Source organism: Polynucleobacter sp. JS-JIR-5-A7 (assembly GCF_018687935.1).
GTDB lineage: Bacteria > Pseudomonadota > Gammaproteobacteria > Burkholderiales > Burkholderiaceae > Polynucleobacter.
This window is the reverse complement of the sequence record NZ_CP061308.1, coordinates 1,700,563-1,714,208: the sequence shown is the minus strand read 5'-3', so window position 1 is coordinate 1,714,208 and position 13,646 is coordinate 1,700,563. Positions and strand designations below refer to the sequence as shown.

Genomic DNA, 13,646 nt, shown 5'->3' with positions numbered 1-13,646 from the left:
TGGTGATTAAAATCATTGATCGTATTGATCATATTGTTTTAACTGTTACAGATATAGAGCTCACAACACAATGGTATGAGAAGGTGCTGGGCTTTGAGAGAGAGTTTTTTAAGGGGCCAGAAGGGCAGCCACGATATGCATTGCGATTTGGTGAGCTCAAAATTAATCTGCAAGATAAAGCAACTGAAACGCCAACTAAGGCAAGGGTTCCGATGATAGGTTCGGGCGATTTTTGTCTTATAGCTACGGGGCCATTAGATGATTTCATTTTCCACCTTAAAAATATTGGGGTAACTGCTGACGTAGGCCCAGTTCCCAGAAGAGGTGCGTTGGGGCCAATCCGATCGGTTTATTTGCGCGACCCGGATGGTAATTTAGTAGAAGTGGCTGAGTACCTGTGAATTCATTAATAACTGCCATTAGGTGCTAAATTACCCTTTACTCCTATCTGAAACAATCTTTACTTCCCATGGTCATACTCTTAATCTGATGCTTAGGACGCTAAGCAAGCCGATGTAGTGGTGTTTTAAACGACAAAATCACTAATTAAGTATAGAATTTGACTCATGTTGCTTCGTAGTAAAACACTCGCTCTATTGATATGCCTCTTCTTGATTGCATTTAAGGCGGCCGCTGGAAGTATTTTTATTCAAGCCGCAATTGAGCGGGCAGAGCTTGCTAATAGTTACGCCAACGGTTCAATAGTGATGCAAGCACAAAACATTGCAGAATCAGCAAATGACAAAGAGCCGGTTCACACTATGTACCTCATGAGCCATGTAACTGCAAATATTACCGAAATTGGGATTACTGTTTTTTCTCCACCGATTTCAGTATCTATGTTTTCTATTGCAAATGAAGTTTTGTTTACGCAAAACTTTCCTGACTCAGCCTTTAAACCACCCAAAGTAATAGCCTAATCTTCTTAGGCCGGACGTGCTCTATAGGCATACCCCTTCGTTTTTTGGCGACCGATGTGTAGCCATATTTGGGAAATATCATCATGTATAAATTTGTAAAAGTATTGCCATTGGCATTATTGGTTTTGTTTGTATCCGCATGTAGTAGCGTGAAGTTAGATGACGCTAATGGTGTGGCTGAGGTTAATGCTGGCGGCTCAATGACTTACGATCCCATTAGTGATCCCAAGTCTAGTGTATATGGCAAGCGTTCAATCTATTTTGAGTTTGATAGCTATACCGTAGATCCAAAATATGTTTCAACCATTTCTGCCCATGCCTCTTACTTAAAATCGTTTCAAAAGCAAAAAGCCTCCGTGATCATTCAAGGCAATACCGACGATCGTGGAACTGCAGAGTACAACCTAGCCTTAGGTCAAAAGCGATCCGAAGCTGTTAAGAAAGCTCTAGTTGCTCAAGGTGTTAGCGAATCTCAGTTGGAAGCGGTGAGTTTTGGAAAAGAAAAGCCAGCTGACCCAGCTCAGACAGAAGCGGCATTTAAAGAAAACCGCCGTGCTGATTTTGTGTATCGCTAAACATCTAAGGCTATTTAATGAAAAACATATTCAAACTCAGTTTGATGGGGATTGCTTTCCTAAGTGGATGCGCGACAAACGTTGCACCCAATAACCCAGTGCAAGTTGCTAAAGTTCCGTCGCCAATGACAGCCCCGGCCCCTGATCACTCAGGGGCTGTAGCCAAACGACTGAATGATTGCATCATCCGTAGCAATCAAAGTGCTGATGCATTGTTGGTAGATAGTCAAATCATCGCTGTTACCAGAAATAATCCTCATGCCAAAGCCCTCTTTAGTTCGCCAGATAAATTGACGGATCAGCAAGCTGTGGCATTGAAGAATTATTTGGCTGAAGCTAATTCGTGTCGGCCAATTGCTTTGGAGGGTTTAAGCACCGAAAAGAAAGCGGTCTATGAGGATTTCTTTAAAAAGATTGATGGCGTGTATGCCGATCTTATTGCTAAAAAGATCACCATTGGTATAGCCAATCAAGAAAGGCAACTACTCACTCAAGATGCTCATATGAAAAAACTGGCACTCCAATCTAAAAAGAATTAGTGCGATAGATTTATGGCTAGATATAAATTTACATGCCGCTCTTGTAGTTTTGAATGCATCAGTGGCATAGGTAGAGAGGTCGGAATTCAATCATCTAAAGTGGTAATGGCCTGTAAATCTTGTTCAATCATTGATGTATATACGATTGCCCACCCAGGCAGTATCAACACAGAAATTAGTACCTCACCTGCTTGTACAAGTTGCCTCTCTAGTAAACATTTGGCAGAGTGGGATGGGCTTACTTGCCCACATTGTCAGATGAAGATGCGAGCTATAGGTCCAGATGTGGATGTTGAGAGATCCCGCTTTAAATACTGGTAATCAAGGGTAAATGACAATACAGAGCCTATTAATAGGTGTTACATTTGTGCCATTAATTCTATGCCTAGATTGTTATTGGCTGGAGGAGACATTAAAACCACCTTACGGTGGTTTTTTCATTATTAGCCCACCCGTTTCTAAAAACGTAATGCGATAAACGTAAATTAGGCGTAGAGTTGATTTGTAACCTTCAAGGGAGATCCAAATGAATCGTATTAAAAGTATATTAATTGGCTTTATTGCTTCAGCTACGTTAGCCGCGTGTGCTTCGATGAGTGGCGGGGCGATGGCTCCGTATACAAAGGTTAATGATGGGATTTTAGTAGGTAGCAATAATATGACTCTGTATACCTTTGCCAAAGATGTATCTGGCTCAGGAAAATCTGCTTGTAATGGCCCATGTGCTGCAAATTGGCCTCCATTATTAGTGGATGGTAATACGGTGGTTTCTGGCAACTATTCTGTAATCACTCGCGATGATGGCAAGAAGCAATTAGCATTTAAGGGTATGCCTTTGTATTTCTGGGTTAAAGACACTAAGCCTGGAGATAAAACTGGCGATGGCTTCTTAAATGGTGCTTGGCATATTGTGAAGATGTAATAGTGGCGGAGCAGGATTAGTTATCCAAGGCCCTAGTGCAGCGCCGGGGCCACAAACCTCTTAAGCGTTACTTAAAGTAACGGCCACCATCTACAAGTCAAAACCACTTTGGAGCAACGAAGTGCTAGATGGTTGTTCCAAAAATCCTGTGGTTATGAAAACCAAAGAGTGAGAGATCACTTCCTTTAAATCCACGAATTTGCTTACACATTTGCTTACACACCGACACTGACCACCCGCAGACCCCCTGTTTATAAGGCTCTATCTTGGGTGTCTGCTCTCATAATCCTTTGGTCCCAGGTTCAAGTCCTGGTGGGCCCACCAATGAAATCAACGACTTAGGGAGAAATTCCTAAGTCGTTTTTCTATTTGTGCCACAAAATGTGTAAGCAATTCCCACACATCTTCCAGTGCAACCCCAATAAACATATAGGTCTGCCATTGGAGCAATGAACTACTTGTAGATTGTGGTGGTGGGGCGAGATTCGAGCTCGCGACCAACGGATTAGAAGAGCCGTTTTAGCACCGACAGATAGAATTTAACGCGAATATTCACAGTATCCATATATATTTTTGGTGGGTGAAATCTAGCAAAAATGTCCAGTGAGCTTTAGATATTCGGCTTAAATTTGACCCAATCCAGAATAGGGTTGAAGTCGGTAACGGTTGTTCCCAAGGTCTGTAACCATCAAGCCTAGTGACTCAGCTTTTCCAACTACTTGCCTGGCGCTAAGCGGTTCCCCCTCAGGTTTAAATTCAAAATCAATGCAGTAGCCGTTGTATTCCATGCTATTAATTGATTCTTTACCTAGGGCAGTTTTCAGCTGTTGAAGTTTGCCAGTCATTGCAATGAAATCAGCATCTGTAGCTAGGCCTTTATTGCGCGCCTCTTGAGTCGCTTGTTTGACAAAAACCTCCGAAATAGAAGTATTCCCTTTGCTCTGTGTGAGTAAGGCAATGGTCTCTGGCGCTAAGAATTGAGCAACGCTCAGATCCATATTGCGCTTCCAACGCCAGTTATCTATAGCAAGCCAAGAGGTATAAATTCCCAAGCCCAATATGATGCTGCTCATTGCATAGATTGCCCAGCGAGCAGGAAGTGCCCATATGTTTCGATACATCCATGAAGTTTTAGTGCTCGAAGAGTCAATTAATGCAGGAACTGGATTTTTGAGCCATTCAAAAGAGAGTTTTTTAATTGATTTTTTTGGTGTTGGCATCGCTAGCAGTAGATTGATACCTGCTACACCTACATCGGTTCGGCGACTAAAGTTAAATGCGTTATTTACCATCCAGTCCCACGACCATTCTGCAGGCTTAATTTTTTGTAAAGCACTAGGCAATTGCTTTGTATCCGAGTGCTCAACCCAAGAAATACCCAATTGTGTAGATTTGTGCCATGTATAAATGATTGCCACGTCGTTTTGCTTGTACGCAAGGCAGGGGCTTATTACCCCATTGACATTGCTGCTCTCACTTTCCAGCGGCAGAATCATGCAATCAGGTATGAGGCGGATGCGGCTTGTCAGAATGCCCTTCAGTTGATTGGCTATCCAATAGAGCCACTGACGATTGGTGATGGCAATAGTTCTTTGGGATCCAAGTTGGCCAGGTAACGGCGGTAGAGCATAAACCAGAGAATTGTCGATACTATCTAAGACTTCATCTTCAACAAGGCTAGGTAAAACTTGCTGTAGTTTTTTGGACTTCACTAAAGGTACTTTAATCTCAATGAGACGTATATCCAGGGTGGGCATTAAAACTAATACCTCATCTGCGTAAGGCATTGCATCAATGCTGCCAATTCCACTAGATTGATATTGAGCATAAATAGAATTGGTTTCACATAGGCACCACTCAAAACTCTCCTTGAGAGAGGCTAGCTCACCATTAGTCAAGGCTGTCTCTGAAAACGGCTTGTGTGGGCAATGAATAATTAAAAAGTTCATTCTGATAGCATCCTATTGGTTTTATTCCAAATAACTTGCGTGTAGCTTCCCGAGGTTAAGGGTGTTAGAGAGCGTTGTATGAGGCTTGTATTCATAAAGACGCCATTGCCAATCTTGACTTCTGAATTTGTAAGCCAGAACTGAGAGCTGACATTGATTAGGCTTGTATCCACGATGACATTGATGCCTGCGCCTGAGCGAGCCAAAATAGTGCTGATTTCATTCAAATCTTTTGCCGGTGTATTTGTACGCTGTTGTACCAGGTTATTTGCGGTAGATCGTGTTAGCGTAGGAAAAACCGCCATCAGAACTTCTGCTGGGGCAGTATTGAAATTGATTGTGCTGGTCGTCGGCAGGGCAATGACGAAGGGACGTAAGACCTCAACCATGGATTCGTTATAGCCCGGTATACCAATCAGATCATATACATCACTAAAGACGATCTGCCTTTCCTGTAGCGCTTGAGCCGTTTGTTGAGCAAGGTTGGGGTTTAGTCCTATGGTTGTTAATAGCCGCGAGAAAATCAACACACCATTGGTGGTAGATACATTATTGAGATTAAACAAGCTTTGAGCATCGGTGATTGCGCCATTGACTGAAACACTCTTGATTTCATCGGGAATATCTGCATTTTTTAAAAAGTCTGCAACCTTGCTATCGTTCAGCGGTAGCGCCCATGCCTCACCTAAATGGTCGGATTGACTGGTGCGCATATCTTGAGTTAATACGAGTCTGGCAAAGTCGATCATTCCATGTTGAAGCCAATGGGCCTGGGTGCGATCACGAATATTTTCAATATTTCGGATCTGCAGCTGTTGGCGCCAGACCAAGCCACTAATCACCGCAGCAGCAACACCAACCACAATAAGAGCAGTGATGGTGGCTGACCCGTTTTCTCGGTGATAGCGCTGGTTGGATTTTGAATGGAGCATCTTATAAACTCGTTCCTGCTAAACAAGATCGACTAATTGGAAACGTAATATTTTTGATTCCCCAACGCATATTGAATCCTGCTAATTGAGCGCTAATTGACCCTTGACCAGGAGCATTACTGGTGGCGTTAGCCTCTTGATAAATGATTTCCGGAATCTCAAGCGAAGTTTTCATATTGCTCGAGACAAGATCGGGGTCACGAAGTACAGCTTGCCATAGCCCAAGGATCTCTGTTTTATTGGCAAGTGGCCGACTTATCAAGCGTCGTAGTCCGTTAGCAGAAATCCCATATCCCACAATCACCCAATGGATCTGATTCGCTTGCTCATAACGTCTGACCCACCAGATATTTTTCTCACCTACTGAATATGATGGAATATCAAGAGTGGAGCTAGGCATGATTTCTTGACAGTCCCGTTCAAATTGCCGAATAAGCTGGATGTAGACTGCATCTTGCTTCACTCTACCTTCAATATTTTCTTGCCCACGCATCATGGCATCCATTCCACGCCAAGCCATCAGCCCAACTATGGAGATGACTATCAAAGCAACCAGGACTTCAATGAGCGTAAAGCCAGCCTCTGATGGGGTTTTCACCATATCGTTCATAGTGCCCCCGCATTGAGATTTGGGGTTACAGTTACCAGCCATGCAAGACGTGGCCCATTAATGTCGGTGCTATTGGCTTGACTGCCTAAAAAAACAGTTACCTCAACACGTCTAAAGTTTGGATTGGGCATCGGACTAACTTTGCGCTGACATACTAGTAATAAAGTTCCCTGCGGACAGCTAAAAGTATTGGTCCCAATTTCTGGCCAAACCTTTTTCATCCGAATGTCATTCAAAGTATTGTCGGCGCTCCATAGGGCCATAGTGCGTTCTGATACGGCAAGTTGTGTATCTGCTGCCAGAGAGATAGCCCGTAGAGCAGCAATTAAGGTGATGCTTAGAATGGCTAAACCAACCAATACTTCGATAAGCATGAAGCCCTCGTCGCCCCGTAGTTTTCCTCTCATTGGCTTTCCCAATAAAAGCGACCATCATTTGAGCGAATGAGTATTGCCAATCTTTTTTCCTGCTCAAGAGGGATTCGCAATTCCTCATTCACATATTCAGTGCCTAAATTGAATTGAATAGGCTCTACGTTCACAGGCTTAAACCATAAGTGAGGTTTATATGCCTCGGGAATGAATGTATTTGTTAGGGCGGGGTCTTGAACTTGCCCAGTTCGAGTCGGCTTGCTAAAACGCCAACCCAACTGGTTGATAGCAACGCTCACTGGAATCCCGCTGCTTTGGCTCTCATCTTGTGCGGCATTTAGGGTGCTCACTAGCTGGTCTAAATTGTTGCGCCAATAGCGTTCATCGTGGTTTGGAATGGCTAGTACTGCAACACCTAACAAGATCGCCACGATCGTTAAAGCCAATAACATTTCAATTAAAGTAAATCCTCCGTCTGATGATTTAGGCGGGCAAAGGGAAGATCTCTCTTTGTCAGATTCCAATGTCAGCATCAGTACCAGTTCCACCTGGTTTCTTATCGGCCCCGTAGCTAAAGACATCAACTTCTGCCTTAGTGCCTGGATTGGTATATTGATATGGATTGCCCCAAGGGTCGTTCGGGAGTGCGTCTAAGTACCCGCCTGTCTTCCAGTTTTGTGGAATAGGTTCAGCGCTAGGTCGTGTAACCAAAGCATTAAGCCCTTGCTCCGCCGTTGGGTAGCGCCCAATATCTAGGCGATAGAGCTTGAGGGCCTGATTGATGGTGCCGATATCTTGCTTAGCCGCTGTTATGCGAGCTTCATCAGGGCGCCCCATGATCCTTGGCACGATTAAGGCGGCCAAGATTCCAATGATGGCAAGTACCACCATCATTTCAATTAAGGTAAATCCAGCTTCACCATTACTGACTTTGTTTTTGGTCCGCTTTTTTACTGTATTAAGAAGATTGAGCATGGTATTGATTTAGTTTTTTCTAACTTGTGATGGCCTATCGTTAGAGCTGCTTGAATTTTTGCTTTTTTGTAAAGCAAAGCTCAACTCCTTGCCTTGATAGAGTAGGGTAGCTGAATCAGGATTGATGGATTGCAGCATCATTCCTCTGTTCATTTGCTCGCCAACCGCAATCGCTCCAGTGGATTTGCCGTCGATATCAAAAAGAGCGAATCCTTGGTTAAGTCCGGCCTCATTCTTGCCAGTTACCACCAGCACACGTAAGACAATATTTTCTGCGGCAAGGGGTTTGCTGCCAAACAGCATGTAACTCGTCCCAATATCTTGATTGGTGTGCAGAGTGATCCCTTTGAAGTTCTTTGGAAGAATTTCTGCAGGACTTGGAATTTGTAGGATATGAATGAGCCAGTAAGTTGAAGAGACTAGCGTTAGCAGAATAAAGACATAGGAAATCAATTGACTCACCCGAATTGGAGTCAGGTAAGCGGAGGCTAAGGAATTCTTTCCCAGTAATTTTTTTGATTGACGAATATGCCAATCCAGATTCGCTCTGGTGTCGCTTAACTTGCTGAGAATAAGCGTTTGTATTCGTTTCAAAAATTCACCTTCTAGTGGTTTATTGCGGCATATTCCCAAAAATGCCATTTTTGACACTAAAACCTAGTTAAGCCTAGCTCTAGCCTTGCTCTATATTCGGATATAGTACTATACATGGTGTCATTATGAGGTGACCCTCAAGACCCTATTTACAGATCTGGATGAGGCATTTCGTGAAATTTCCACCCTTGACTATGGCAAAGGTATTCTCCCGGTGGGGCTCATTACCCACAATTGGCTTCCTTTCCCAAATTCTGGAAAAGCTAAGTTCAATTCAGGCTCGCCATTTTCAGAGAAAGCCGTCTCCATTTCTCTGGGCAGTCTTGGCTATCGCCTTCATATTCTTATGTCTTAACTATTGGATCTTGCCAGCCGTCAATGATATGGAGTCTAGGGTCGCATTGCGGCCAGCACAATGGGCGCAATTAGAAAATCTCATTAGATTATCTAAGGCAAATACATCACAAGTAAGCAGCATCGAGCCCATGGATGAGGCAGAGCTTCAAAGAATTCGAATGATCTTGGTGGCAAAAGGTATTAAGCCAGCGGTATTAAGGCTGAATACAGAAAATCCACCTCGGGTTGAACTTCAAATGAGCGATGTCTCATTTTCTAGTGCAGTCGATGCCCTGGAGGAGATGAGAAAAACGTGGAGCCTATACCCAGATTATATTGAAGTGAGTTCAACCCCTAAATTATCTGTAGTGAATCTCAGTGCCAAATTGAAACAAATGGGTGTGCTGATTGGTGCTACAAATTTTCCTAATATTGCAGCCGAGCAATCAAGATGAATCTTTTCTTAAATTCATCTGCTAAAAGTATTTCTAAAGTATTCTGGATGATTGCGCTATCAGTGATATTGGCGATCCTCATATCGCAGACTCCTGCCTCGACTTTAGCTAGCACAATCGATCGCCAATCGGATTGCCGCGTGGTTTTGCACCAACCCATTGGAACTATTTGGAATGGAAGTGCCGCACTCGGTTTCTCTGAGCCAGACTTAGCGAGCGGTTCTTGCCGAGCGCCAGTTGCCTTAACAGAAAGATTGACTTGGAATACTCAATGCAGCGTGGTGAATGGCCAGTGTCTGGTTGAAATCAATTTTGTATCACTTGATAAGCCATTACTGATTACCATTGGCCTTAATCAAATTAAAGTTACCGCTGGTGAAATGACATTGCCTGCTTCTATCCTTGAAGCCTTTGGTAATCCTTGGAGCACGCTGCGTCCTCGTGGTCAGCTCTTAGCACAATGGGGCGATCTTCAAAAGGGCGCCGATACTACGGGAGTTATTCGACTGCATATGAATAATGTAAGTAGCCCTATTAGTGTAGTAAAGCCATTGGGCAGTTATGAAATCAAAGCTAATTTGGGTCAAGCAGGAACCTCTTTTGCTATTGATACCACTGCAGGCCCTCTCTTGCTTAACGGCAAAGGAGAGCTTGGCGCTAAAGATAGTTCAGGTGTGCATTTTTTGGGCAGCGCTCATGCAGCACCTGAGGCAGAAGACTCTTTAATTGGTTTGCTATCTTTGTTGGGGAAAAAAGATGGCGATATTTATCGTATGCAGTATTAAGAACAAGACAGTAATTCATACCAAATGAATATTAATAAGAGACATTTCTTTCTAAAGATTTTGCTATGCCTTCTGTGTAATCAGATGGCATTTATGCCAATTGTGTCTGCACAAAATAATTCCCCTACTGAATCTGCAACTATTACGCTATCGTTTAATAATGCTGATATTGAATCAGTAGCCAGCGTAGTTGCAAAAACGACGGGTCAAACTATATTGGTTGACCCGCAAGTGAAAGGCACCATTACGCTGATTAGTAATAAACCAGTTACCAAAACAAAAGCACTAGATTCTTTTTCCACTGCATTGCGTACTTCTGGATTTGCTTTGGTTGAGACTAATGGTATTTATCGGGTCGTTACCCAAGCAGATGCTAAGTTGGTAAGTACCTCGGTTACAACTGGCAAGGTAAAGCAAGAGGGTGATCAAATTATTACTCGGGTCTTTAAGCTCAATTACGAGTCAGCCAACAGCTTATTGCCAGTATTGCGCCCATTAGTTTCGCCAAACAATACGATTAATGCCTACCCTGGCAATAACACCATCGTGGTAACGGACTACGCTAGCAATATTCAGAGAATTGCTACTTTGATTGATTCTATAGATGCTCCCACATCTACTGATGTGCAGACCATTAAATTGCAATACGCTTTTGCAAGTGATGTGGCATCAATCTTAACGAAAGTACTTGATAACGGCGCGACTGCAACTGCTGACCCAGCATTAAAGACGATGATTTTGGCTGAGCCTCGGAGTAATTCAATTTTGGTTCGCAGCTCTAGTCCTGAGCGAGTTAGGCAAGTGCGTATCTTGGTAGCCAAGCTTGATACTCCTGGAAATAAGAATGGCAATATTTGGGTGGTACCACTAAAAAATGCTGAGGCTAGTAAGCTGGCTGTTACCTTGCGTGCCTTGGTGGCAGCGGATGCAGCCTTATCTGCACAAGTCGCTAGTTCAAGCAATGCCCCTTCCACACTTGCTAGCGCTCCTCAGCAAAATACCCTAGGGGCAACGCAATCTGCAGCATCCTCTGCCGCAGGAATAAACTTAGCTACCTCAGCATTAACGAGCTCAAGTAATCCTAATATTGGCGGCTTTATTCAAGCTGAGCCTGCAACTAACTCAATTCTAATTACTGGTAGTGAGCCCTTATATCGAAGCCTTAGACAGGTCATCGAGCAGTTAGATTTGCGCCGCAATCAGGTCTATATCGAATCCCTGATTGTAGAAGTGAGTAATGAAACTGCTGCAGAGCTAGGAATTCAGTGGAACTTCCTCATAGGATCTGGCAACCAAAACGTTGGATTTGGCAGTACGAATTACGGACCCCCTGGTCAAAATCAAGGCGTAGGAGGGAATATTTTTGGGCTCAATCAAAATGTAAATAACCTTGTCAATGGTGGAGCTAGTACAGGCGGTGTTCCAGTTGCGCCTGCCCCAGGTTTGAATTTAGGTTTGATTAGTCGATTCAATGGTACCTATGCCATGTCTGCCTTAGTGAGAGCGCTTCAGACGGCAACTGGTACCAATATTTTATCAACCCCGAATTTGATTACTTTAGACAATGAAGAGGCACGCATCATTGTTGGGCAGAACGTTCCGATTCTGACTGGCTCTTACTCAACAACTGGCTCTACATCGACCGTGACACCTTTCCAGACTTACGTTCGGCAGGATGTGGGAATTTTATTGAGAGTTAGGCCGCAAATTTCTGATAACGGCATCGTCAAAATGCAGATCTACCAAGAGGTATCTTCAGTAGCTGCACAAACAACTTCTGGAATTGTTTTGAATAAGCGCAACATTGAATCCAATGTTTTAGTCGATGATGGGCAAATGGTGGTTCTGGGCGGGTTAATTTCTGATGAGTATGCAGATGGATCTAGCGGCGTTCCATTTTTAAGCAGTATCCCTTTGATTGGTCAACTATTTCGTTATGACAACAAGAATCGGGTAAAGCGTAATCTTTTGGTATTTATGCGCCCCTACGTTCTGCGAGATAAGAACCAGGCAGATGAGATTACCAGCAATCGTCTAAGCCTGATGCAAGGCAAAGAAGATCAATTTAAGCAGTTACCAATGTTGCTGCCTAAAGAAACTGGTTTGCCTAGCGTAGAAAATTCTGCGGAGCCCATCATGACCCCTAGGTTGCCAGCCAACAGCATTAATACGAAGCCAGTAGTAACTAGATCGCTTCCCCCTGAGGCTTCTGGTAATGCTCCCGTACTACCTACTAACAATTCTTCAGCAAATTAGTTATGCAACGCATTCCTTTTGCCTACTCTAGGGATCATCAGGTCTTACTAAAGAGGGTGGTCGCTAATGAGCTAGTCGGTGGCGATGCTGAGACCTTCACCCTAATACACAGTCCTGCAACCGATTTATCAGTTGTTCATGAAATTTGCCGCTCAGTTGGCGCTGTGACGCGTATAGAGAAACCAAGCGCTGAAGTCATAGAAATGATTCATGCTTTTTATGCACAAGGAGATTCTGATGCATCTCAGGTGCTTGATGAGGTTGAGGACGCAGTAGACCTATCTCGCCTTCTGCAGGAAATGCCAGTCTCGACAGACTTATTGGAGGCAAACGATGATGCACCAGTCATCCGGATGATTAATAGTGTTTTAAAGCAAGCCATTCATGGTGAAGCATCTGATATTCATTTGGAGGCTTTTGAACGTAAATCCGTTGTTAGATTTAGGGTGGATGGTAATTTGCGTGACATTGTTGATATGCGTAAAGACTTGCATGCAGCTCTAGTATCTCGAATAAAAATCATGGCTTCCTTAGATATTGCTGAAAAGCGGATGCCACAGGACGGCAGAATTTCATTACGAATTGGTGGAAAAGCGATTGATGTGCGCGTATCTACTTTGCCAACTGCTCATGGTGAGCGTGTTGTGATGCGCTTGCTAGAAAAGAACTATGAGCGTTTGGACTTGAAGACTTTGGGCATGGCTGATGATACTTTTGCAAGTTTTGATCGGTTAATTCATAAGCCTCATGGAATTGTTTTGGTAACAGGGCCTACTGGCAGCGGTAAAACGACTACGCTCTACGGTGCTTTGCTGCGTCTACGGAATAAAACAAACAACATCATGACTGTGGAAGATCCTATCGAATACAACCTCGATGGCATTGGCCAAACTCAGGTCAACCCACGGATCGATATGAATTTTGCAAGGGCGTTGCGAGCGATTCTGCGCCAAGACCCAGACATTGTAATGATTGGGGAAATTCGAGACTTAGAGACTGCTCAGATTGCTGTGCAAGCTTCCTTGACAGGTCATTTGGTGTTAGCGACTCTACATACTAATGATGCTCCATCAGCAGTGACTCGTCTCATTGATATGGGCATTGAACCCTTTTTACTTTCATCAACACTATTGGGTGTCTTGGGCCAAAGACTCATTCGTCTGCAATGTCGATCATGTCTTGGTAAGGGCTGCAAGGAATGTAGTGAATCTGGTTATAGCGGTAGAGCGGGGATTTATGAACTCATGATGGCAACAGAATCCATTAAAGAGCTAATTCATAACCGTTCCGCTGAAAGTGAGATTCGTAAGCAGGCAGTAAATAATGGTATGCGAAGTCTGGCAGATGACTGTCAAAGATGGATTGATTCAGGGCAATCTACTGTCGAAGAAATGATGCGTGTTACTGGCGCGGTTGTAGTTGACTGA

16 protein-coding genes are annotated in these 13,646 nt (G+C 43.7%); 9 read left to right on the top strand and 7 right to left on the bottom strand.

Going from position 1 to position 13,646, the window contains the following annotated elements; translation table 11 throughout:
- The first annotated feature begins 2 nt into the window (after positions 1 to 2).
- From AOC29_RS08965 to AOC29_RS08945, 5 genes are all read left to right on the top strand, one after another.
- Positions 3 to 401: a VOC family protein gene (locus AOC29_RS08965; protein ID WP_371819521.1), complete on the top strand. Its 399-nt coding sequence runs from the start codon at positions 3 to 5 to the stop codon at positions 399 to 401.
- A gap of 165 nt (positions 402 to 566) precedes the next feature.
- Positions 567 to 920: a hypothetical protein gene (locus tag AOC29_RS08960; protein ID WP_215295658.1), complete on the top strand. Its 354-nt coding sequence runs from the start codon at positions 567 to 569 to the stop codon at positions 918 to 920.
- 83 nt (positions 921 to 1,003) lie between these two features.
- Complete coding sequence (gene pal / locus AOC29_RS08955; protein WP_215295657.1) at positions 1,004 to 1,495, top strand: peptidoglycan-associated lipoprotein Pal; 492 nt, start codon at positions 1,004 to 1,006, stop codon at positions 1,493 to 1,495.
- A gap of 17 nt (positions 1,496 to 1,512) precedes the next feature.
- Positions 1,513 to 2,034, top strand: a complete 522-nt coding sequence (locus tag AOC29_RS08950) for a hypothetical protein (protein WP_215295655.1) — start codon at positions 1,513 to 1,515, stop codon at positions 2,032 to 2,034.
- Between the two features lie 526 nt (positions 2,035 to 2,560).
- Positions 2,561 to 2,956 carry a hypothetical protein gene (locus tag AOC29_RS08945; RefSeq protein WP_215295653.1) on the top strand — a complete coding sequence of 132 codons (396 nt, stop codon included), beginning with the start codon at positions 2,561 to 2,563 and terminating at the stop codon, positions 2,954 to 2,956.
- 623 nt (positions 2,957 to 3,579) lie between these two features.
- Here the strand turns inward: AOC29_RS08945 and AOC29_RS08940 are convergent.
- The 7 genes from AOC29_RS08940 to AOC29_RS08910 are packed head-to-tail and all read right to left on the bottom strand — an operon-like array spanning position 3,580 to position 8,387.
- A complete protein-coding gene (locus tag AOC29_RS08940; RefSeq protein WP_215295652.1) occupies positions 3,580 to 4,905 on the bottom strand; it encodes a type II secretion system protein GspL in 1,326 nt (441 codons plus the stop codon).
- Positions 4,902 to 5,837 carry a type II secretion system minor pseudopilin GspK gene (gene gspK, locus AOC29_RS08935; RefSeq protein WP_215295650.1) on the bottom strand — a complete coding sequence of 312 codons (936 nt, stop codon included), beginning with the start codon at positions 5,835 to 5,837 and terminating at the stop codon, positions 4,902 to 4,904. Before gspK ends, AOC29_RS08940 begins: the two co-directional genes overlap by 4 nt.
- A gap of 1 nt (position 5,838) precedes the next feature.
- Positions 5,839 to 6,447 carry a type II secretion system protein J gene (locus tag AOC29_RS08930; RefSeq protein ID WP_215295649.1) on the bottom strand — a complete coding sequence of 203 codons (609 nt, stop codon included), beginning with the start codon at positions 6,445 to 6,447 and terminating at the stop codon, positions 5,839 to 5,841.
- Positions 6,444 to 6,854 carry a type II secretion system minor pseudopilin GspI gene (gene gspI, locus AOC29_RS08925; RefSeq protein ID WP_215295647.1) on the bottom strand — a complete coding sequence of 137 codons (411 nt, stop codon included), beginning with the start codon at positions 6,852 to 6,854 and terminating at the stop codon, positions 6,444 to 6,446. The genes AOC29_RS08930 and gspI overlap by 4 nt, the downstream gene beginning before the upstream one ends.
- Positions 6,851 to 7,351 carry a Tfp pilus assembly protein FimT/FimU gene (locus tag AOC29_RS08920; protein ID WP_161951854.1) on the bottom strand — a complete coding sequence of 167 codons (501 nt, stop codon included), beginning with the start codon at positions 7,349 to 7,351 and terminating at the stop codon, positions 6,851 to 6,853. The genes gspI and AOC29_RS08920 overlap by 4 nt, the downstream gene beginning before the upstream one ends.
- On the bottom strand, positions 7,332 to 7,793 hold the full coding sequence (gene gspG, locus AOC29_RS08915) for a type II secretion system major pseudopilin GspG (RefSeq protein WP_112238655.1): 462 nt from the start codon (positions 7,791 to 7,793) through the stop codon (positions 7,332 to 7,334). Before gspG ends, AOC29_RS08920 begins: the two co-directional genes overlap by 20 nt.
- Positions 7,794 to 7,802: 9 nt before the next feature.
- Entirely contained in the window at positions 7,803 to 8,387 is a 585-nt protein-coding gene (locus tag AOC29_RS08910) for a hypothetical protein (RefSeq protein ID WP_133256496.1), read from the bottom strand.
- A 365-nt stretch (positions 8,388 to 8,752) separates the two neighbouring features.
- Here AOC29_RS08910 and AOC29_RS08905 point away from each other — a divergent pair, with 365 nt between their 5' ends.
- The 4 genes from AOC29_RS08905 (at position 8,753) to AOC29_RS08890 (ending at position 13,646) form a co-directional block, all read left to right on the top strand.
- Entirely contained in the window at positions 8,753 to 9,178 is a 426-nt protein-coding gene (locus AOC29_RS08905) for a hypothetical protein (protein ID WP_215275628.1), read from the top strand.
- A complete protein-coding gene (gene gspN / locus AOC29_RS08900; protein WP_112238649.1) occupies positions 9,175 to 9,963 on the top strand; it encodes a type II secretion system protein N in 789 nt (262 codons plus the stop codon). The genes AOC29_RS08905 and gspN overlap by 4 nt, the downstream gene beginning before the upstream one ends.
- A gap of 84 nt (positions 9,964 to 10,047) precedes the next feature.
- Entirely contained in the window at positions 10,048 to 12,219 is a 2,172-nt protein-coding gene (gspD, locus tag AOC29_RS08895; protein ID WP_215295645.1) for a type II secretion system secretin GspD, read from the top strand.
- A gap of 2 nt (positions 12,220 to 12,221) precedes the next feature.
- A complete protein-coding gene (locus AOC29_RS08890; RefSeq protein WP_215295643.1) occupies positions 12,222 to 13,646 on the top strand; it encodes a GspE/PulE family protein in 1,425 nt (474 codons plus the stop codon).